This is a genomic window from Paenibacillus yonginensis, assembly GCF_001685395.1.
In the GTDB taxonomy this organism is placed as follows: Bacteria; Bacillota; Bacilli; order Paenibacillales; family Paenibacillaceae; genus Fontibacillus; species Fontibacillus yonginensis.
This window is the reverse complement of the sequence record NZ_CP014167.1, coordinates 1,325,873-1,345,451: the sequence shown is the minus strand read 5'-3', so window position 1 is coordinate 1,345,451 and position 19,579 is coordinate 1,325,873. Positions and strand designations below refer to the sequence as shown.

Annotated in this window: 22 protein-coding genes; 1 reads left to right on the top strand and 21 read right to left on the bottom strand. The window is 51.5% G+C overall.

What is annotated here, in order from left to right; all coding sequences use genetic code 11:
- Positions 1–31: 31 nt before the first annotated feature.
- The 12 genes from murI to AWM70_RS06150 form a co-directional block, all read right to left on the bottom strand.
- A complete protein-coding gene (murI, locus tag AWM70_RS06205; protein ID WP_068700412.1) occupies positions 32–814 on the bottom strand; it encodes a glutamate racemase in 783 nt (260 codons plus the stop codon).
- A gap of 35 nt (positions 815–849) precedes the next feature.
- The gene (locus tag AWM70_RS06200; RefSeq protein ID WP_237167843.1) at positions 850–1,494 is read right to left on the bottom strand and encodes an HD domain-containing protein; all 645 of its coding nucleotides are present in this window, start codon (positions 1,492–1,494) and stop codon (positions 850–852) included.
- Positions 1,495–1,702: 208 nt separating this feature from the next.
- Positions 1,703–3,427 carry a ubiquinone-dependent pyruvate dehydrogenase gene (gene poxB / locus AWM70_RS06195; RefSeq protein WP_068694823.1) on the bottom strand — a complete coding sequence of 575 codons (1,725 nt, stop codon included), beginning with the start codon at positions 3,425–3,427 and terminating at the stop codon, positions 1,703–1,705.
- 55 nt (positions 3,428–3,482) lie between these two features.
- A complete protein-coding gene (locus AWM70_RS06190; RefSeq protein WP_068694822.1) occupies positions 3,483–4,298 on the bottom strand; it encodes a class I SAM-dependent methyltransferase in 816 nt (271 codons plus the stop codon).
- A 289-nt stretch (positions 4,299–4,587) separates the two neighbouring features.
- On the bottom strand, positions 4,588–5,667 hold the full coding sequence (locus tag AWM70_RS06185; protein WP_068694821.1) for an undecaprenyldiphospho-muramoylpentapeptide beta-N-acetylglucosaminyltransferase: 1,080 nt from the start codon (positions 5,665–5,667) through the stop codon (positions 4,588–4,590).
- Positions 5,668–5,683: 16 nt separating this feature from the next.
- Positions 5,684–6,382 carry a YjjG family noncanonical pyrimidine nucleotidase gene (locus tag AWM70_RS06180; RefSeq protein WP_068694820.1) on the bottom strand — a complete coding sequence of 233 codons (699 nt, stop codon included), beginning with the start codon at positions 6,380–6,382 and terminating at the stop codon, positions 5,684–5,686.
- Between the two features lie 63 nt (positions 6,383–6,445).
- Positions 6,446–6,931 (bottom strand): NUDIX hydrolase, encoded by a 486-nt coding sequence (locus AWM70_RS06175; RefSeq protein ID WP_068694819.1) that lies wholly within the window; start codon positions 6,929–6,931, stop codon positions 6,446–6,448.
- Positions 6,932–6,964: 33 nt separating this feature from the next.
- The gene (locus tag AWM70_RS06170) at positions 6,965–7,627 is read right to left on the bottom strand and encodes an alpha/beta hydrolase (RefSeq protein WP_068694818.1); all 663 of its coding nucleotides are present in this window, start codon (positions 7,625–7,627) and stop codon (positions 6,965–6,967) included.
- 354 nt (positions 7,628–7,981) lie between these two features.
- Positions 7,982–8,746 (bottom strand): MerR family transcriptional regulator, encoded by a 765-nt coding sequence (locus AWM70_RS06165; protein WP_068694817.1) that lies wholly within the window; start codon positions 8,744–8,746, stop codon positions 7,982–7,984.
- A 70-nt stretch (positions 8,747–8,816) separates the two neighbouring features.
- On the bottom strand, positions 8,817–9,827 hold the full coding sequence (gene spoVAD / locus AWM70_RS06160) for a stage V sporulation protein AD (protein WP_068694816.1): 1,011 nt from the start codon (positions 9,825–9,827) through the stop codon (positions 8,817–8,819).
- Between the two features lie 22 nt (positions 9,828–9,849).
- Complete coding sequence (spoVAC, locus tag AWM70_RS06155; RefSeq protein WP_068694815.1) at positions 9,850–10,320, bottom strand: stage V sporulation protein AC; 471 nt, start codon at positions 10,318–10,320, stop codon at positions 9,850–9,852.
- 11 nt (positions 10,321–10,331) lie between these two features.
- Positions 10,332–11,192 carry a DUF421 domain-containing protein gene (locus AWM70_RS06150; RefSeq protein ID WP_068694814.1) on the bottom strand — a complete coding sequence of 287 codons (861 nt, stop codon included), beginning with the start codon at positions 11,190–11,192 and terminating at the stop codon, positions 10,332–10,334.
- 196 nt (positions 11,193–11,388) lie between these two features.
- On the opposite strand from AWM70_RS06150, the gene AWM70_RS06145 reads away from it, so the two are divergent.
- Positions 11,389–11,595, top strand: a complete 207-nt coding sequence (locus AWM70_RS06145; protein WP_068694813.1) for a DUF1657 domain-containing protein — start codon at positions 11,389–11,391, stop codon at positions 11,593–11,595.
- A gap of 136 nt (positions 11,596–11,731) precedes the next feature.
- Here AWM70_RS06145 and AWM70_RS06140 read toward each other — a convergent pair whose 3' ends face one another.
- From AWM70_RS06140 to AWM70_RS06100, 9 genes are all read right to left on the bottom strand, one after another.
- On the bottom strand, positions 11,732–14,134 hold the full coding sequence (locus tag AWM70_RS06140) for a heavy metal translocating P-type ATPase (protein ID WP_068700411.1): 2,403 nt from the start codon (positions 14,132–14,134) through the stop codon (positions 11,732–11,734).
- Positions 14,135–14,383: 249 nt separating this feature from the next.
- Positions 14,384–15,331 (bottom strand): glutaminase A, encoded by a 948-nt coding sequence (gene glsA, locus AWM70_RS06135; protein ID WP_068694812.1) that lies wholly within the window; start codon positions 15,329–15,331, stop codon positions 14,384–14,386.
- A 255-nt stretch (positions 15,332–15,586) separates the two neighbouring features.
- A complete protein-coding gene (locus AWM70_RS06130; protein WP_068694811.1) occupies positions 15,587–16,054 on the bottom strand; it encodes a DinB family protein in 468 nt (155 codons plus the stop codon).
- Between the two features lie 23 nt (positions 16,055–16,077).
- Entirely contained in the window at positions 16,078–17,085 is a 1,008-nt protein-coding gene (locus tag AWM70_RS06125) for an asparaginase (RefSeq protein WP_068694810.1), read from the bottom strand.
- A 42-nt stretch (positions 17,086–17,127) separates the two neighbouring features.
- The gene (locus tag AWM70_RS06120; RefSeq protein WP_068694809.1) at positions 17,128–17,334 is read right to left on the bottom strand and encodes a hypothetical protein; all 207 of its coding nucleotides are present in this window, start codon (positions 17,332–17,334) and stop codon (positions 17,128–17,130) included.
- An 82-nt stretch (positions 17,335–17,416) separates the two neighbouring features.
- On the bottom strand, positions 17,417–17,803 hold the full coding sequence (locus AWM70_RS06115; RefSeq protein WP_151208731.1) for a hypothetical protein: 387 nt from the start codon (positions 17,801–17,803) through the stop codon (positions 17,417–17,419).
- Positions 17,804–17,861: 58 nt separating this feature from the next.
- Positions 17,862–18,326: a GNAT family N-acetyltransferase gene (locus AWM70_RS06110; protein ID WP_068694807.1), complete on the bottom strand. Its 465-nt coding sequence runs from the start codon at positions 18,324–18,326 to the stop codon at positions 17,862–17,864.
- A gap of 42 nt (positions 18,327–18,368) precedes the next feature.
- Positions 18,369–19,085 carry an AAA family ATPase gene (locus tag AWM70_RS06105; protein ID WP_068694806.1) on the bottom strand — a complete coding sequence of 239 codons (717 nt, stop codon included), beginning with the start codon at positions 19,083–19,085 and terminating at the stop codon, positions 18,369–18,371.
- Positions 19,086–19,158: 73 nt separating this feature from the next.
- Positions 19,159–19,575, bottom strand: coding sequence for a hypothetical protein (locus AWM70_RS06100; RefSeq protein WP_068694805.1), 417 nt, complete (start codon positions 19,573–19,575; stop codon positions 19,159–19,161).
- Between the last annotated feature and the right edge of the window lie 4 nt (positions 19,576–19,579).

Genomic DNA, 19,579 nt, shown 5'->3' with positions numbered 1-19,579 from the left:
GACTATACAGGGCTGATGTTCTGCCAAACCGCTACTTCGCAGGGCTTTTCTGCTGAAGATAGGCCAGCGCTTTCTCCATTTTAACTACATACTCGGGATTGGATTCGGAGCACATCAGCTTAATGCTGCCGGTTCCCCGCGAGCCAAGCAAATTCCGTTCGTCCAGCATCGAGATTAATCTTTTGACCGTTCCTTTGCTGCCGTCGATCAGCTCAAGATGTGCCGGAAGCACATCTTGAAGGATGTCCCTGTAGAACGGATAATGTGTGCAGCCCAGCACAACCGTGCCGTATTGATTTAAATCCAGCGGCGCCAGCTTGGTCCTGAAATAATGGCCGATCTCAACCGGATCAAAGTTCAGGCTTTCACAATAAGGCACCAGCTCGGGCAGAGGAAAAGAATCCACGATCGAATGATCATCCACCCGGGCTACCAGTTCGGTATATTTAACTTGGCTCAAGGTAAGGGGGGTAGCAAAGACCAGAACCCGTCTTCCCTTTCCCAGACTCTTTTCTACGGCAGGCTTGACCGCCGGCTCCATGCCGATAATCGGAATGGAATACATTTCCCGGAGCTCGGAAATAGCCGCACTGGTACCCGTGTTGCAAGCGACGACCAGCGCCTTGATTTCTTCCTGCATAATCGCATGAACCGACTCTTTGACATATTGGTTCACTTCCGCCAGCGATTTGGTTCCGTAAGGAACATGAAGGGTATCGGCAAAATATAGAAAATCCTCGGCAGGCAGCCTCCGGATCGCTTCGCTTAAAACTGTGAGTCCTCCGATTCCCGAATCAAAAAAAGCAATTCTCACTTCGATCACCTGTGTTTCCCTTAATATTAGGCCTGTCAGGCATTCCTGCCGTCGACCGCTTCCCATTCTTTATAAAACTGCTCCAAAAACTGTTCCATTACCTGGTGCCTTTTCTGGGCCAGCCTGCGGGCGTGCTCGGTATTCATCAGGTCCTTCAGCTTCAGCAGCTTTTCGTAGAAATGGTGCACCGTCGTATTCTCCTCGCTGCGGTAGGAAATGCCGGTAAAATCCTTGCCGGGCTCGTGCATGGAACGCCCCTTTGAGCCGCCGTAAGCAAAAGCCCTTGCAATGCCGATCGCTCCGATCGCGTCCAGCCTGTCGGCGTCCTGGACTACTTTGCCTTCCAGCGTTGTCATCGGCGGGTTGCTCCCCCCGTTATAGGACATCGTGGAAATAATAGACCTAATATGCGAGATAACAGGCTCATATGGATTGCCGCTTAGATGCATGCTTAACCAGCTGTCTACCTTCTCCAGTCCGGCTTCTTTACTTTCATTAAGTTTTTCGTCGGCCACATCATGCAATAAGGCGGCCAGCTCACAGACGAACGGATCCGCTCCCTCAAGACCGGCCAGCTCCAGGGCCATCTTTCTGACCCGGTCGATATGCCACCAGTCATGCCCGCTCCTGTCGGAGCCAAGCTGCTCCCGGACGAAAAGCTCGGCCTGTTTTATGACCATTTTATGCTGCTCCATTCTCTACCATACCTCTCCCTCTATGGCGCGACGATTGATCCGCATGCCAAGTGCGGTAATGGTCTGCCGAAAACCCACTGCTTTTCATATTAACGCAAAACCTGGCGGAGAGAAACCTTTTACCGAGGCAGGAAAGCAATGAAAAAGGCTTATATCCAAATGGAAATAAGCCTGGAGGCCTGTTCAAACCGATTTAATGGATTAAATTCGTCTTGGCCAGCTCGACGAGTTCGTCACCGCGCCCGCTTAATACGGCCTTCATCATCCAGAGTCCAAAGCCTTGTGCCTGCTTAAACGTAATGTTCGGCGGCATCGACAATTCCTGTCGGTTGACGACCACATCGACCAGCACCGGTCCCTCTTCTGCAAAAGCACGGGTCAGAGCTTCCTCCAGCTCCGCCGGGTCTTCCACCCTGATGCCTGCAAGCCCAATAGCTTGGGCTACCTCGGCGAAATTCGGATTGACCAGTTCGGTGCCACTTTCCAGAAAGCCGGCGGCTTTCATCTCCAGCTCAACAAAACCTAATGCTCCGTTGTTGAAAACGATCACCTTGACAGGCAGCTGATATTGTTTCAGGGTAAGCAGATCCCCCATCAGCATGGCTAAACCGCCGTCTCCGGATAATGAGATGACCTGGCGGTCGGGCTGAGCTACCTGTGCCCCGATCGCCTGAGGCAGCGCGTTTGCCATGGTTCCATGGTTAAAGGAGCCCAGCAGCCTCCGCTGACCGTTCATTTGTAAATAACGGGCGGACCATACGGTAGGCGTCCCCACATCGCAGGTGAACACGGCATCTTCCTTTGCCAGCTCACTGACCAGGCGGGTTACGTACTGCGGGTGAATCGGTTTGCGGCCGGGTGTACCAACGGCCAGCTCATCAAGTCCCTGCCTAACCTTGGCATACCGTTCGGTGGATTTATTCAGGTGAGCTGAGTCATGTTCTTCCGTAAGCAGCGGCAGCAGACGGTCGATCGTGGCGCCGACGTCTCCGCAAACCCCATACGCCAAATGCGTTCTTCGCCCCAGGTGAGCCGGCTGGATATCCACCTGGAGCACCGCTGCATGCTCCGGATAAAACTGCCGATACGGGAAATCCGTGCCGAGCATCAGCAGCACGTCACAGTCCATCATGGCGTGGTAACCGGAGGAATAGCCGATGAGACCGGTCAGCCCGACATAATACGGGTTCTCATACTCCAAATATTCTTTCCCCCGCAGGGCTACCACCATCGGGGCCTGGAGACGGCTGCATAATTCCATCAGTTTGTCGTGCGCCCCTCTGCAGCCTGCCCCGCACAGCAGGGTGATTTTTTTGCCCTTGTTTAAGTAAGACGCCAGCTTGCCGATTTCCTCCTCGGACGGATGCACGACAGGTTTGCTGGGGTACATGACGTGCTCGGGCACCGGATTTTTCTCCGCTGCCAGCGCCGCTACATCCCCCGGGAGAACGATTACGGACACGCCCTGATTGGCGATAGCCTGCTGAATCGCCATGGTCACCGTCCGCGGAACCTGCCGGGGGGTAGTGATCACTTCACAATAGTGGCTGCACTCCCCAAAGACATGCTCGGGATGTGTAGCCTGGAAATATTCGCTCCCGAATTCATCGCTGGGGATGTGAGCTGCAATAGCCAGCACGGGTACCCGGGACCGGTTGCATTCATACAGGCCGTTAATCAAATGTAAATGCCCGGGTCCGCTGCTTCCGGCGCAGACAGCAAGACTGCCTTCCAGCAACGCATCGGCACCGGCGGCAAACGCTCCGACTTCTTCATGGCGGACATGAATCCATTCGATCTGACCATTTTTACGGATAGCATCAGTCATGTTATTCAGCGAGTCCCCGACGATTCCATAGATTCTTTTGACTCCGGCATTAATCAACACTTCCACAACAGCATCGGCTATGGTCTTCACATTGGCCCTCCACTCTTAGATTAATGAAGGTAGTATGCCCGTTCCTGAATTGGGTTTATTCCCCTGCCGGCTTTCTTGCCACTACAAGAAGATGCTCGGTCGCATCCCTGAATTGAGGAGCTTCACAGGTTTCAGACGCTGCCTGGAGCAGATTATCATAGACTACCCGGTCCTCGCGGTATAACCGGCCAATCTCCGTCTGCGTGCCAGCCAGGAAACCTTCAGCACCAGCATAAGAAAGAATTTCAAAGCCGCCTGTCTGCACCTCTTTAAGGGCTTGAGGCGGGACCGTGAAGTAACATTCCGTAAACCCTCGGCTCTCATCCAGCTTTAGTTCAGTTAAATAATCATAAATCTTATCCAGTTCCCGGAAGGATTCACTGAATTCCGTAACTCCGGCCTTTAGCGCCCCCCACGAATTGATATAACCAAACAAAACGATCCCCCCGGGCTTCAGAACCCTGTAAGCCTCTTGAATCACCCGGAGCCTCTCCTGTTCCTCCAGGATATGATACAGCGGTCCTAACACCAATGCGGCTTCAAAATGTCCATTCTCCATTCCTCGAAGTTCACGTGCATCCCCGCAAATAAATCCACCCGCTTTCAAACCCAGCCGGTCAATATGCGCGGCTGCAAGCTCGAGTTCTTTCGGGGACAGCTCAAACAAAGTGACATTGTAGCCCTGCTTCAGCAGTTCCACGGCATAACGCCCCGGCCCGGACCCAATATCGCAAACCCGGCCTTTCTCAGGAAAATATTTCTGAATCAGATGTTTTGTGCTCCGGAATTCAATCCCGCTGTATGGACGATTCAGCCGCTCCCATTCCTGTCCGGCATTTTCATCATAATAGCTTTTGACGACTTCACTCATCTCTCTCACCTCATTCAACAGATATATATAAAACTCGGCTTCTTACCGTAAGGCTGGGAAGAAACCGGGTTAAGACTGGCTTATGCTAAATTAAGTGATTCAGGTTGTAGAATGCTTAACTATATCTTTTGGAGTTTAAAAACAAATTTCCAGGTTGCCGTTTCTCCCGAATAACGGCCGCGGTTTTCAGTGACCGTCACATTCAGGGACTTGGTGATAGTTGTGGTTTTTTTAAGATTAGCAGGGCTGCTAACCTAAAAAAGAATCATGCTCCACGTCACCGGCCACGTCATCGGACCGTTTGCATAATAAGCTCCAGAACCGTCCGAAGCGAAGCCTGATTATCATGGCTCTTCATACGGGCTTTTATTTCTCCGCGGTTATGATATAGCTGCTGAACAGCGTGCACAAAACGGATATCGGTGATATCTTCCTCAAGGAGAACGTCCGCGTAACCCGCCGAACGGAACGATTCCGCATTCAAGAGCTGGTCGCCGCGGCTCGCCGCTTTGGAGAGCGGAATAAGCAGCATAGGTTTGTTTAACGCCAGAAATTCAAAGATGGAATTGGAGCCCGCCCTTGAAACCACAAGATCTGCTGCGGCCAGCACATCCGGCAGCTGCTCTGTTATATATTCAAATTGGGCATAACCTTTCTTATCGAGTCCCGGGTCCGTTTGTCCTTTACCGCACAGGTGAACGATCTGGAAATGAGGCAGCAGCTTCTCCAGATTATTTCGGATCACCCGGTTCAGCTTGGCGGAGCCCAAACTTCCGCCCATACAGACCATAATAGGTTTGCCAGCTGACAAACCGCAGAATGCCCTTCCTCTTGCTGCCGACCCGCTGAACAGTTCATCGCGCACAATCGCTCCGACATGGACGGCTTTGCCGTTCTTCACATGCCGGGCTGCTTCCGGAAAAGTTACGCAAACCTTCCGGGCAAAAGGCAGGGCAATCCGGTTGGCCAGACCCGGCGTGATATCCGATTCATGGATAATGACGGGTACCCGGTTTAAAGAAGCGGCCAGAACAACCGGGACGGATACAAATCCGCCTTTGGAAAATACGATATCCGGTTTCAGGGTCCGGATGGCGCGGTGTGCTTCAGCCACGCCTTTTATTATCCGGAAAGGGTCTTTCAGATTCTCCATATCCAGATAACGCCTTAACTTTCCCGTTGATATGCCCGTGTAAGGAACATTCGGAAGCCCGGCGATAAGCCCGGCTTCAATTCCGCTGTGTGAGCCGATATAATACGTCTCGAAACCCCGCTCCTGCATGGACGGGATTAAAGCCAAATTGACCGAGACGTGGCCGGCGGAGCCCCCGCCGGTGAAGACGATTTTCTTCCGCTGCGTGCTTGGCATTCCTGAATCCTCCGGCCTATTCGCTTACGATGGCAATCAGCTCGCTTAAATCGCGGATCTCGTATTTCGGTTTGGCCTGCGACGTATTCGGAAGGCCTTTAGGATTAAACCAGCAGGTATCAATCCCGTAGTTTACTCCGCCTTGAATATCCGAGGTTAACGAATCCCCGACGATCAGCACCGATTCCTTATCCGTAAGCTTCAGTTTGTCAAATGCGTAATCGAAGAAGCCGGTATGAGGCTTCTGATATCCCGTGTCCTCCGAAATAATAATCTCCTCAAACACATCCTTCAGTTCGGAGCCGCCGATCCGGCTCAGCTGGACTTCGCGAATCCCGTTGGTCACAATGGCCATCCGGTACCCGTTTAAACCCAAGTATCTGCACAGCTCAACCGCCCCTGGCAGCAGGAAAATCCCTTCGCTCAAATATTTCACATACGTATTGCTCAGGTCTTCCTCATTCATTTCAATCACCAAATGTTCCTGCTCAAGCAATCTCCTAAAACGTTCCGTGCGCAGCTCGCCGATCTTCACGAGCCCCTGCTCCAGCTCCTTCCAAAGCTTGCCGTTAATCAGCTTGTAGCTGGCAAATAGCTGCTCTGTCGATTCCAGTCCCGCTTCCTCGAACGTGCGGGTCAGGGCATGCGTTTCGGACTGCACATAGTCATATAACGTATCATCGGCATCAAACAAAATCGTAGTGTATTTTCCCATCGTAGCGGATCTCCTTCTGCGGCTGCATTTCTGCTGCATTCTGTAGTGTAATTAACTTGGCTGTCACACCCGCTCTTCTTCCAAAACCGCCTGGATCAGATTAACCTGGCTTTCCGGCAGACCTGCCGGCCATTCCCCGACTTTGCAAAATTGGTAAGCGGATATTTCTTCATTGGGCCGGAACGTCCCCGACAAGAAACGGGCTTTGTAAAGCAGCTCTATCCGGTGGGGTTTCGTGGCATAAACCGGTTTCGCCATTCCATCGACTTGGACCTTAAAGGCTGTTTCCTCAAAAATCTCCCGCTCAAGCGCCTCTTTCGGGCTTTCGTGCTGCATCCAGCCGCCGGGAATACCCCACGGATCTTTCCGATATGTATGCTTAAGCAGCAGCACTTCCCCGGCCTCGTTGGTCACAACGGCCAGAACAGCCATAAGAAACTTGCTTTGCGACCGGTAGACCAGCCAGTCTTTCATCCCTTTAATCGGAAACCGGACATACATCCAGACCAGCCATCGGTTCGGTATTTTTCGGATCAGTCTGGACATCATAAGCTGTCATTCCTCTCGGGTCTCAAGTCCGGTTCATTGTAACCCGGCAAAAAATTGATCGTAAAGGACACATGTCTCACACAAAACCGATAATGATTGCTGGACGTTCCCCAAACCGAGCATATGATCGGCTCCTTCAAAGCTGTGCACCTCCGCGCGTTCTGCTTCTCCTGCCGCCTTAACGCTGGCCGGGCTAAACACCGAATCCCCCGTACCGTATATGACCGTGCAGCGCGAGCTCTGAATAAATGGCAGCGTTCCGTCCATCGGCGTCAGAAACAGCTGGCGTACAGCATCTTGGCCCAGCATTTCACCGATTTGTCCGGCGACGAGCGTACCAATGCTTTTGCTGACAAAAACCATTTGCTCATATTTGTGTTTGATTTGATCCATAGCATGCTTGCATTCATACAGCAAAATATTCAAATCCTCCAGCTCAAAAGCCGTTCTGGCGCTTTGAAATCCGTATTCCAGCTCCAGCACGTCGCAGCCGTGTTCAAGAGCGCTCTGCGCTGCATAATAGAGCAGCGGCATGGTACAAGGATAGGCTTTCCCGGGAAAAATCACCGCCAGCTTAGCTCCATCCGTGCTCCCCTTGCTGACACCGTCCGTCCTGTTGGCACTGCCGCCCCAATAATAACGATGCTCCACATTCCGCCCCCAAGCCGAGGGCATTGAGATGATGCTTCGGTTCATGCCGGCAGCCTCCTTAGCTTTTTTTCCTGATTATAACATTTCACAAAGCCGGATTGATATTCACTACCCTAAAAAAAGGGAAAGACCCTGCGGCGTCCGCCGCAGAGTCTTTTATAGTGGGAAGCGATCATATACAAAATAGTACGGATAAGCCTAAGCCATTTTCCAATCGCTAGGGCCCTTTACCGATTAACAACCTCCGAAGCCTTCGGTTATTTTTCCTCAATCGAGTGTTCATGGATAATCAACTACCTTTCGGAATACACGTTTAACATGTCTTTCCTACGTGTGAATTGATGTGCTACCACTTCCCACTTGTTCTTCATTAACCTTGGGATGGATAGTTGAAACACCTTAATGCTGAACACCCGTAAAAATATGAATGGCCTCTCTGAGGAAGGCAGCTGTGCCGGGCTGTTCCTTGTCATAGTAGGCGGTAAAACGCTCATCTGCCACATACATATCGGCAAGACCCGCATGGGCTTCTTTGCTGTAAGCCGTCCAGTAATACATCAGCCACCTCTTGTGCAGCTCCGCCGCCTGCTGCGCCAGTTCCCCCTCCGGATTCCCCGTTTGGAAAGCCAAAGCAAGGCGTGAAGCCAGCTCGTGCTCCAGCGTCTTGAGCTCGTTCCATTCCTGCTCGCTCATCTGCTGCAGTTTGGCGTTAGAGGCCTCTACGGCTTCGTCTCCGTATTTCTCGCGGATTTCTTTACCGTAGTTTTGTTCATTGTCATCGATCATTTTCTGCTTAAATCCTTCAAACTTGTCGCGGTCCGTCATTTCCATTCTCCCTTCTTGATTCGCCAGCGTCTTCTCCACATTGGCGATCAGCTGATCAAGCCGCTGCCTTTGCTTCAGAAGCTGCTCGCGATGCTGTTTCAGCGCCTGAACGGCGTCGAAAGAAGGGGAATCCAGAATCTCTCGGATGTTCTCCAGACCTACACCAAGCTCCCGGTAAAATAAAAGCTGCTGAAGCCGATCCACCTCGGCCTGCCCGTAAAGCCTGTAGCCGGCTGCTGTTATTCCCGCCGGCTTCAACAGCCCGATTTCATCGTAATATCGCAAGGTGCGGGTGCTGATGCCGGCTAACTTTGCCATCTGCCGAATCGTATATTCCATCTGATCCCCTCCTGACAAATCAAGCGTACACGTTGACGCTGCGTCAAGGTCAATCCTTTTTTAAGGAAATTTATCGGCCGGCTTCAATGGATACCGCATGGGCGATGCAGGGGATGCTTTCGCCCTGCTGGAAGGAGAGCGGGGACAGCAGCGCGCCGGTGGCGACCACCAGGAGGCGATTGATTTCGCCGCGGAGCATTTTTTTCAGCAAATGACCGTACGTAACGACCGCCGAGCAGCCGCAGCCGCTGGCCCCCGCTTGAACCGACTGCGTTTCATAATCATAGATCATCATGCCGCAATCCTGGTAATTCGTCTGTTTGATAGGAAAACGGTGCTTCTCAAACAATTCATTGGCAATTGTATAGCCGACTTTGGACAAATCTCCGGTTACGATCATATCATAATAACCCGGTTCAATCTGCAAATCCCGGAAATGAGCTTCAATTGTGTCCACGGCCGCGGGCGCCATGGCGGCTCCCATATTAAACGGATCCGTGATCCCCATATCAATGACCCGGCCTATAGTGGCAGAAGTGACGACCGGGCCGTATCCTTCTTTGGAGATAACTGCAGCTCCGGCTCCTGTCACCGTAAACTGGGCGGTCGGCGGTTTCTGAGAACCATATTCCGTTGGATAACGAAACTGCTTCTCAGCACTGGCGTTGTGACTGCCTGTCGCGGCCAGAACATAGTCGGCCCCGCCGGAATTGACAACGTAAGCGCTCATGGCCAGCGTCTCCATCGAGGTGGAGCAGGCGCCGAACATCCCGAAATAAGGAATAGCAAGCGTCCGGGCCGAGAAGCTGCTGCTGATAATCTGATTCATCAAGTCGCCGCCGAAATAGAAATGCACCTGCTCCTTGGTCAAACCGGCCTTCTCGATCGCTTTGTTGGCCGCCTCTTCAATCAGCGTCTTCTCGGCTTTCTCCCAGCTATCCTGCCCAAGTGTAAGCTCCCCGTGAATGATGTCGAAGTCTTCCGCCAGCGGCCCCTGGCCTTCAAAAGGACCAACAATCGTAGCGGTTCCCAGAATAGCGGGCTTGTTCTCAAAGACCCAGCTTTGGTGTCCTTTAAGCATGGTTGTGGTTCCCTCCTTTCTCTTACACCAGATCTATGATGACGTGAATAACTCCGATAATAAAAGCTGCCGCAACACCAAACACAATCACGGACCCCGCCAGCTGGAACATGCTTGCGCCTACGCCGAGCACCAGCCCCTCCGAACGATGTTCAATTGCGCTGGATGACATGGAATTGGCAAACCCGGTTACCGGCACCGCCGTACCCGCTCCCGCCCATTGCGCCAGTTTGTCATAAACGCCGCAGCTGGTCAGGATAACCGAAATAAGAATTAGCACGGCCACGGTTGGCCCGCCGGCCGTTTGACGGCTAAACCCGCCCCAATGGACAAACATCTCTTCAATAGCTTGCCCAATCACGCAGATCAGGCCTCCGGACAGGAAAGCCCGCAGGCAGTTGACGGCTACCGGACGTTTGGGTTCTATATGGCTGGCCAGTGTCTGGTACTCCTGCTGAACCGGTGTCAGCTTTTTCTTTTTCTTATCCGCCATAGGAATTCCCCCTAACTGATCAGCAGCGGCCGAATGCCGTCAATGACCTTCTGCATCTCTTTGGAACATTGCTCATACAAGGATTTGCTTTCTTTGTTATTTGTCGATAATGCAAACATCTCGAGATCAGCTTCGCATTTCTTGAGTGTAGCCAGCAGTGCGGGTTTCTCCTGCGGCTCCGGCACCTTCAGCTTGTCGTCGAATGTATCTATGAACAGCTGGCCATAGGTGTCTACCTGACCGATAAACACATTGTCGATAGACACGCCTTGCTTCTCCAGCTCGGTGTTCAGCCATCTGTGGTTGAAGCCTGCGGTGGCAAGAGGCTCGTCCATGATTTTCCCATCCAGAATGACGGTCTGAGGTTCGCTTTCCGGTGCCACCTTGACCCCTAGATCAGAAGGCGTGAGCGGCTGGTATTCTTTCTTGAGCAGGACGTTGATTTCGCCATTGGGCTCCATAACCGCAAATTGAACTTCGGCTACGCGGAACACACTTTTCTTGCGAAGCTGTTCCAGAAGCTCTTCGTTGGTCAGCCGCTCCTTCTTCAAGTTGTCTTCCATCACTTTGCCATCCTTGATTAATATGGTTCCCTTGCCGTCCAACCAGCCTCTCACCCGCTGGCTCTTAAGCTGAACAAATTCAATCCCGAGCGAAACCAACACCCAAACGGTTAGGGAGATTGCGGCCAAATACCATTTCTCATGGATATTAAGCGAGATCGCCGAAGCGATATCCCCGATTGTAATCCCGGTAATGTATTCAAAGAATGATAATTGTGAGATCTGTCTTTTGCCCAGCAACCTTGTGAGCAGGAATAAGAAAACAACCGTGATCAAGGTCCTGATAATGATCTCCACCCATTGCGGCATGCCAAGAACCCCCTTCTTCTCCAGTGAACAAAGATCAATGGAATTATTGCCTGAATTCTGATAATTATGCGCACAATAAGGTTCGAAAGAAACATGCTATATATTTTCATTTTTATCTCTATATGTATATTAACTGGACCGAATCGCCACATTATTAATCGTTGCTTAATTCCATGTCAGTTGGAGGTGAATGACCATGACCGTAGCTTCCCAAGTCAAAACCTGCGTAGCTTCGCTGAAAAGCGCCCAGGCGAGTCTGGAGACGTTTGCTTTGAGCACTCAAAACCAACAAGCGAAAGACTTGTTCACAAACGCTGCTCAGCAAACTCAAATGATCATTGATCAAGTTTCCACCCGCGTACAGCAATTGGAACAAGAAGAGCCTCAATATAAAGGCTTTTAAGTGGGCGTTTGAAGGCTAGAGAATTCCATGCACAAAAAGGTCCCGGAAGGAAATCGATAGATTTCTTTTCCGGGACCTTTTGTCCGTGTCAGGGGTCCATGTTCAGGGGGGATAGTGGGTTAAACGTCTTTTGGCTTTACAGCTTGAGCCGCTGCAGCCGCAGCGAATTGGCAACGACTGAAACCGAGCTCAGCGCCATTGCTGCTCCGGCTACCCAGGGCGCCAACAGACCGATCGCGGCAATCGGTATGCCGATCGCATTGTAGCCAAGCGCCCAGAACAGATTCTGGCGGATGTTGCGCATCGTCTTCTTGCTTACGGAAATAGCCGCCAATATATGGTTTAGATCGCCGTGCATTAAGGTGATGTCCGCCGCTTCAATCGCCACGTCCGTCCCTGTACCAATCGCCATGCCGATGTCGGCTACGGCCAAGGCTGGAGCATCGTTAATGCCGTCACCCACCATCGCAACTTTTCGTCCCTCTTGCTGCAGACGGCGGATAATCTCGGCTTTTCCTTCAGGCAGCACTTCTGCGAAGACCCGTTCGATGCCTGCTCCCGCTGCAATAGCTTTGGCCGTCCGTTCATTATCTCCCGTAACCATAATCGTTTCGATGCCGAGTGCTTTTAGACCAGCTACGGCCCGCGACGAGGTAGGTTTAATCGTGTCGGCTACGGCGACAAGGCCGGCATATTGTCCGTCTGCCGCTACCAGCATCACCGTCTTGCCGGCCTGTTCCAGCTCGGTCATTCGCTGGCTGACACTATCGCTGATGAGGATCCCGTGTTTGCTCATCAGCTTGCGGGTGCCAACCGCCAGCTGCCGACCTCCGGCAACCGCTTCAATCCCGTAGCCCGGAATAGCTTCAAAGGCGTCTGACTGCCCTGCGGTGATGCCCCGCTCTTTCGCCCCTGAGACAATAGCCTCAGCCAGCGGATGCTCGGAATTTCGTTCGGCTGCTGCGATCCATTCCAGAAATTCCTGTTCCTTAACCGCAGCGGCAGGCTCCACGTCAGTCAAAGACGGTTTGCCCTGTGTTACTGTACCTGTTTTGTCTAAGACAACCGTATCAATGCTTTGCGTAGATTCCAGATATTCGCCGCCTTTAAACAGAATCCCAAATTCAGCCGCCCGGCCGGAACCAGCCATAATTGAAGTTGGTGTCGCAAGCCCCAAAGCACAAGGACAAGCGATGACCAGCACGGCAATGCCAATTTCAAGCGCATGAGCAAAGTCGCCTGGGGAAACCAGGAAATACCAGACCAGGAAAGCAAGAACGGCAATCCCGACTACAATCGGTACAAAAATACCTGAAATCACATCCGCAATCCGCTGGATTGGAGCTTTGGAGCCTTGCGCTTCTTCCACAATCCGGATGATCTGCGAAAGGGCCGTCTCCTGCCCTACCTTGGAGGCCCGGATTTTGAGCGAGCCGTTTTTGTTGACCGTAGCGCCGATTACAGGATCACCGGGACGTTTATCCACCGGCAGGCTTTCTCCGGTCAGCATGGATTCATCTACTGCTGAAGCGCCTTCTATAACCTCGCCATCTACCGGGATTTTATCGCCCGGCCGCACAACCACCAGGTCGCCTTTCATCACCTGCTCCACCGGCACATGAAATTCCTCGCCGTCCCTCACAACGATTGCGGTTTTGGCCCGCAGTCCCATCAGCGTTTTAATCGCTTCGGACGAACGTCCTTTAGCCAGCGCTTCCAGCAGCTTGCCCAGGATCACCAGCGTAATCAGGACCGCACTTGTCTCAAAATACAGGGAGGGGGTATGATGCATGGCGTCGTTCCCCGCTGCCGCCCAGTCCAGAGTCAGATATAAACTGTAGAAATAAGCTGCCGAGGTGCCCAGAGCTACCAGCACATCCATGTTTGCGCTGCCGTTGCGGATCGCTTTGTAGGCCCCGATATAAAACTGTGCGCCGATGTAAAATTGAACCGGAGTCGCAAAAGCCAGCTGAACCCAAGGATTCATCAGCACCTCCGGCATCCAAATCCAGGACAGGAAAGCAAAATGGCTGACCATTCCCCAAAGCAGCGGGAGCGACAAGAGGATCGATATTCCCAGCTTCAGCTTTTGCTTGGCAATCGCCCGTTCCCGATGCTCGGCCTGCTTGCCGGGCTCCTCTTTCGGAATGGCCTGATAGCCCAGCTTCTCTACCCGCTGTTGAATATCAGCTATCGAGATCTCGGCGGGATTAAATTCGACCCGCGCCGTCTCCAGTGCATAATTGACGTTCGAGCTGGCCACGCCAGGCAGCTTGCCGATCGTTCTCTCAATCCGGTTGGCGCAGGCGGCGCAGTACATGCCAATCAGCTGGAGATCGGCAGTTTCCTTGACTGTGCCGTAACCCAGCTTCTCCACCTTCTCTTCCAGCTGAGGCACCTTGATTGCGGCAGGATCATAAGTCACGTTCGCCCGCTCCATTGCAAAGTTAACGTTGGCTACTTTCACACCCGGCATCTTCGCTAAACCTTTCTCAATCCGGGCCGCACAAGCGGCACAGGTCATGCCTGTAATCTGCATCGATACTTTCTTTAACTCCAGCTCCGGCGATAGGGCTGTGGTTCCGGCTTGTATTTCTTGAGTCCCCGTTTCTTGCGAGACGGTTTCTCCATTATTATTTGCTTTATTAAGCTTTTCTTCAGGGAGTGTTTCTTGGGGAGTGGTATCTGTGTCTGCTTCCATGATTCAGGACCTTCCTTTCCTCTTCTTCTCGACTCCAATATACCCCCCCACCGTATTTATGTCAAACCATTTTATCTTTCCTAAGCTTTAAAACATGCTCCAATCAAATTCGCGGGACAGCCGTTCGAGCAAATGCACGCCTGCAATGCTGTTGCCTTTGGCATTCAAGGAAGGACCAACCACGCCGATGCCCAGACGCCCAGGAACAAAAGTCAAGATGCCGCCGGAAACACCGCTTTTCGCCGGCATCCCGGCCCCAATGGCAAATTCGCCCGATCCGTTGTACATGCCGCATGTGATCATAAAGGTTTTGGCAATCTGTACATAACGCCGGGGAATCAGCTGCTCTCCCGTTAGCGGATTAAGGCCGTTATAAGCCAAAACCAAAGCCATTCTTGCTAAATCGGCCGTCTTAACCTGAATGGAGCAGTGACGGAAATATACGTCCAGCACCTCCTCCACATTGCCTTCCAATATCCCTTTGTCCAGCAGGAAATAAGCCATGGAACGATTCAAATGCCCGGTTTCCCGTTCAGAGCGGTAGACCTCCGAATCTACTGTCAGATGTTCGTTGCCGGCCAGCTTTCGGAAAAACTGCAGAATACGTTCCGACTTCTGCTGCGCCGAATCGCCTTGAATAAGCGAGGAAATGACAATCGCACCGGCATTAATCAGCGGATTAAAAGGAATCGCTGGCTGAATCAGCTCCAGCTTCATCATGGAATTAAAATTATCGCCCGTTGGCTCTTTGCCTACTTTGGCAAATACCGCCTCTTCTCCATGATCCATTAACGCCAGAATGAGCGTAAAGACTTTGGATATACTCTGCAGCGTAAAACAAAATTCCGTGTCGCCCGCTTCTGAATAACGTCCATCCGCATTCAACACGCTGATTCCAAGCAAATCCCACTGAGCTTTCGATAATTCCGGAATATAGACGGCTACCCGTCCATGAGCGCTCTCCGGCCTGCTGTTCTCGACCCACTCCGGCAGCAAGCTGTCCAATCGGTCCATTTCCTGATTCACCTTGTTCATTCACATTGTCCTCCTTCTAAAGAGTATCTCCAAGCCATGTAATCTCTGTTGCATGCTCAGGTTTTCCATTCACCATTTAATCCGTATTTAAGCAGCTTTCCCTTTAAGCCGTGTATTCCTTCGGAGCTTAATCTCTAAAATTTCTGCAGCAATAGCCCCGATGGACTCATCGGGGCTGATTGTAAAGTCAGCTGCTGGACTAGAGCATCAAGGGCTAAAGCCGTTCCTAGCCGCTCCATTCCGAATATCGCTTGTTTAGGATTGTTTCAGAACCCTTATCATGGCATTAATCATGCCAACATGGGAATTTTCATGGGCAACATTCAACTCCAGCAGGTTACGGAACGTTTTGGCACCAGCAAAATTGTTATGGTTCGCAAGCCCTTCATCCAAACGCTCTCCAAAAACGTCCCGGATGCGGATCAATTGACTTTCCATAACAGCCAGTATATCTTCCCACGCAGGGGGTTCACTGGTCCAGTCCGCCGGTTTGGTTCCCGTATTAAAAAACAGCATGTATTCCCCCGGCAGCTGGGAAGGTTCTCCTCTCAGGCTGTAGGTCAGACGTTCCGCCACGGTTACAATGTGACCGATCTGCCAGTGAAGATTATTGTTGAAACCTTGCGGCACAATCGCACGCTGCTCTACAGCTACATTGTCCATTAATTTGGCGATATTTTGGCGGGCAGTGCCCATTAAGTTAAAAATAAATGGATCTGACATAAATTCTCATTGACCTCCAAGCCTTAATGAATTCGATTTAGTGTAAAATTGGCTTTGATGACGCCGATTTTCTCCTTCCGTGCATTTGTCACCGGCATATGAAGATAAGTTTCAAGCTCTTTGTAAATCCCTTCATCCCCAACACCAAGCTGCTTCAGCACTTCCATCGCAGCGACGCTCGTTGCCCGGGCCGTCCCATCCTCCGTCTTCACCGCAATTCCGATCCCGGAATTTACAATTCCCAGACATTGTACACCTTCGGCACCTGTCTTGGAAACTAGGTTTCCCCGGAAGGCCCGCATCACATCCGTGTCAAAACGGTTTTGGCCCGCCACCATCTCCGGATGAGCGATCATCGCTTGACCGATCATACGCAAAGCTTCGGCTCGGCGAGGCCCGAGTCCGGAGGGATTGGCCAAGCGGGCATAACCCCACGCAGCGTTAAGTAAAGGGATCCGGTGTACCGGGACGCCGCAGCCATCCACACTGAAAGCGATCTCCGATACCGGAAAGCTGCAAACATCGGACAGAACCTCCAGAATGCGCTGCTGAACCGGATGCTGAACCTCGCGGTAGCTCGCGGTATCCTCATTCATGTACACGGCAGTTGCCAGCATGCCGGCATGTTTGCCCGAACAATTGCTGTATACAGGGGTCAGATCGCCGCCCTGTCGAACAAGCTCCAGATAACTTGCTTTGTCCCGGGGCACATGTGTGCCGCATTGAAGCGCTTCTTCCTTGAGACCTGCCCTCCGCAAAATATCAAGAACGGCTGCCCGGTGAACCGGTTCACCGCTGTGCGAAGAACAGCTTAAAGCCAAATCGGACAAAGAAAAATCCAGTGCGGCTGCAGTGCCGGTTTCAATAATCGGTACGGCCTGAAAAGGTTTCATGGAAGAGCGGGGAAACGTCGGGCGGTAGGGATCTCCATAGGCATACAACAAATTTCCCGCCCCATCTACAACCGCTATATGGACTTCATGTGTGCTCTCCAAATAATCTCCGCGATAAACGTCTATAGCTCCGGTCATACGCTCAATCTCCTTTCATTCTGTCGTTTAACATCAGCCGAATTAATTACTGCCGTTTAACATCTGTAAAAAGCCAAGCCCGCTTCCTCCCAGCATTAGGGGAGCAATAAAAATAAGCACCAACCCGCCGAACATCAGCCTGATAAACCTTTGGCGATCCGTTCCCACTCGAAGCTCCCAGATTGCAAGAGTAACGAAATACAGACCGAGCATCATAGGCACCAAAAATATAAAAATAACAATCGACATTTGTTCCTCCTTGTTTATTCGGGCAGTCGTCTACCTTCCTTCCTCAGCCTATCCTTAAAGCAGGATCTGAGCGTACCTTCAGTCACTGATATTTAATATGTATGCCTTTAAAGCTTCTCTTCCGTCTATATTTCCCGTCCGGGTCGTCCATTATGGTTACGGTAACTGAATTCAACCAATCGGCATGGAATTTAGTGTCCGAAATAAAAAGATTCCCCGGCTCATTGCGCAGCTTCGCCCCCTGCCGGAGAATGGAAACCTGATAATTGGGGCCTTCAGCCCTGCCGCAATCCCGTTCAAAATAGACCAGCTCATAAGGGCCGTTAGGCTGAACCTTGATGCTCAGAACTTTATTTGTGCACAGAGAGGTATTAATCACGTGGCTCTCCGTATGCACAATCCCGTATAAGCTCGCGGCTACAGCAGATAGGGTAACCAGCGCTGCCGTAATCAAGCTCCTTTTGGTCACGCCCTGCTTCTTCCTTAATAATTGCAGTTCATCTTCGTTGAAGACCAATTAACAGCACCTACAATTCCATCCTTAATCTGAGCAAATCACGGCATCTGATCCCATTCTCATAAATGGCTTCTTCATAATGGTTAATAAAAAAATCCTGCTGGATCCCTATAATCCTGAAACCGCATTTCTGATAAAGCGCAAGCTGGTTCAAGCTCGAATTCCCCGTTCCAATTTCAAGGCTTGTGCAGCCCTGTTCACGCGCCTGCCCGCAGGCATAAGCAATCATTTTCTTCGCATAACCTTGTCCTTGGAACTCTTCTTTCACCGCCAAATTCATAATTTCACAAATGTCCGGTCCTGTCCGAACCATCACAAATTCTCCGACCAGCTCTTCCTTTAACCAGGCCAGATAACAATTCCCCTTCCGCAGATAATCATCCACGCATCGCCGAGATGGGTCAGCAGACAACAATAAAGGGTAAGGAGCCGGCTCGTCCGGCCGTTTCAGCCTGATCTCAAGTTCCACTATCATCTTCTCTCCTTACAATTGACATGACATGCTTGGAGTCTCCCGTCAATCCAGCAGCTCCTTTAAATACATATTCCGGTTCTCCAGAAACCGCCGGGTGACCTGATAATGCTCCGTTTCCTCATAACGGATCGGCTTGATCCTTGTGCCGAAGGAATAAATCCCGGCCTCCGGATATCCGAGCAGAATCGGCGAATGAGTCGCGATGATCAGCTGGGCCTCCTTCTGGAGCTCGTGAATCAGACTTAAGAAAGCCAGCTGCCGGGTCGGAGACAACGCGGCTTCCGGTTCGTCAAGCAGATAAATGCCTCTTCGGCCAAACCGGTGCTTGAACAGCGCAAAAAAAGACTCGCCGTGCGACTGTTCGTGCAGCGATTTTCCGCCATAAGCGTTATAAACATCAGGGCATTCCCGGGCGATTTCATCAATATGATTGGCAAATTGATAATAGGATTCTGCCCGCAGAAAAAATCCCGAAGTGATCTTGGGCATCCAGGACAGGCGGATATAATCGCCAAGCCTTGCTTCCGAGGCAGCCAGATCGTAAGTGTTGTTCCTGCTCCCTCCTGCCGTATTAAACCCGCATTGGTAGGCGATCGCTTCGAGAAGCGTAGATTTGCCCGAACCATTTTCCCCAACAAAAAAAGTTACTTTCTTCCGGAAAACCAATTTATCCAGGCTGCGGATCGAAGGAATATTAAACGGATATTGTTCCGGATGTTTGATTTTATCTTGCAGCTTGGTCAGCTCTTGCAAATACATGGCGATTTCCCTTTCCCGTACTCATTGGTTGCGTTCGAGTCCAGCTTTATCTGCCAGAGGGCAGGAGGAATGGTTAAGTCGGATTCCTTCGGAAATAACAAGTTCCCTGTGTGCAGCCATAGATGAATTCTTGACCTGTTTCATCCCGCAAGGCCTCCTCAAAATCGGCGGGTGAAGTTAAAGCCAGAACCTGATTGAGCTGCCTGGCAGCAGCAAGTATGCCTTCATTGCTCTGATTCCCGCCAAGAGCCGGACCCGCCGGGCCTTCATAAGCCGTCAAAATCCAGACATTCCTATCCTCGTCCCTGGCTTCAATAACGTACTCAAAGGCTTCGCTCATATTCGCGGATTGAAAAGCAGGCTTGCCGAACAAGCGAATCAGCTTCCCCCGAAACCCGGCGATATCCTCTTTCGTGGCAAAAGGGTAATCCAAAAGCTTCGTGGTCCAACTGGCAAGTCCACGATCCTGCAGCGATCTAAACTGATACATGTAC

Excerpts from the sequence above, each read along its gene's own strand:
- AWM70_RS06100 (WP_068694805.1), bottom strand. The coding sequence starts at position 19,575 with ATGTATCAGTTTAGATCGCTGCAGGATCGTGGACTTGCCAGTTGGACC.
- AWM70_RS06140 (WP_068700411.1), bottom strand. The coding sequence starts at position 14,134 with ATGCAGATTACAGGCATGACCTGTGCCGCTTGTGCGGCCCGGATTGAG.
- AWM70_RS06145 (WP_068694813.1), top strand. The coding sequence starts at position 11,389 with ATGACCGTAGCTTCCCAAGTCAAAACCTGCGTAGCTTCGCTGAAAAGC.
- AWM70_RS06125 (WP_068694810.1), bottom strand. The coding sequence starts at position 17,085 with ATGACCGGAGCTATAGACGTTTATCGCGGAGATTATTTGGAGAGCACA.
- AWM70_RS06170 (WP_068694818.1), bottom strand. The coding sequence starts at position 7,627 with ATGAACCGAAGCATCATCTCAATGCCCTCGGCTTGGGGGCGGAATGTG.
- AWM70_RS06120 (WP_068694809.1), bottom strand. The coding sequence starts at position 17,334 with ATGTCGATTGTTATTTTTATATTTTTGGTGCCTATGATGCTCGGTCTG.
- spoVAD (WP_068694816.1), bottom strand. The coding sequence starts at position 9,827 with ATGCTTAAAGGACACCAAAGCTGGGTCTTTGAGAACAAGCCCGCTATT.
- AWM70_RS06190 (WP_068694822.1), bottom strand. The coding sequence starts at position 4,298 with ATGAGTGAAGTCGTCAAAAGCTATTATGATGAAAATGCCGGACAGGAA.
- glsA (WP_068694812.1), bottom strand. The coding sequence starts at position 15,331 with ATGAACAAGGTGAATCAGGAAATGGACCGATTGGACAGCTTGCTGCCG.
- spoVAC (WP_068694815.1), bottom strand. The coding sequence starts at position 10,320 with ATGGCGGATAAGAAAAAGAAAAAGCTGACACCGGTTCAGCAGGAGTAC.
- AWM70_RS06165 (WP_068694817.1), bottom strand. The coding sequence starts at position 8,746 with ATGGAATATACGATTCGGCAGATGGCAAAGTTAGCCGGCATCAGCACC.
- AWM70_RS06175 (WP_068694819.1), bottom strand. The coding sequence starts at position 6,931 with ATGATGTCCAGACTGATCCGAAAAATACCGAACCGATGGCTGGTCTGG.
- AWM70_RS06110 (WP_068694807.1), bottom strand. The coding sequence starts at position 18,326 with ATGATAGTGGAACTTGAGATCAGGCTGAAACGGCCGGACGAGCCGGCT.
- AWM70_RS06130 (WP_068694811.1), bottom strand. The coding sequence starts at position 16,054 with ATGTCAGATCCATTTATTTTTAACTTAATGGGCACTGCCCGCCAAAAT.
- AWM70_RS06105 (WP_068694806.1), bottom strand. The coding sequence starts at position 19,085 with ATGTATTTGCAAGAGCTGACCAAGCTGCAAGATAAAATCAAACATCCG.
- AWM70_RS06180 (WP_068694820.1), bottom strand. The coding sequence starts at position 6,382 with ATGGGAAAATACACTACGATTTTGTTTGATGCCGATGATACGTTATAT.
- AWM70_RS06150 (WP_068694814.1), bottom strand. The coding sequence starts at position 11,192 with ATGCCGCAATGGGTGGAGATCATTATCAGGACCTTGATCACGGTTGTT.
- AWM70_RS06185 (WP_068694821.1), bottom strand. The coding sequence starts at position 5,667 with ATGCCAAGCACGCAGCGGAAGAAAATCGTCTTCACCGGCGGGGGCTCC.
- AWM70_RS06200 (WP_237167843.1), bottom strand. The coding sequence starts at position 1,494 with ATGGTCATAAAACAGGCCGAGCTTTTCGTCCGGGAGCAGCTTGGCTCC.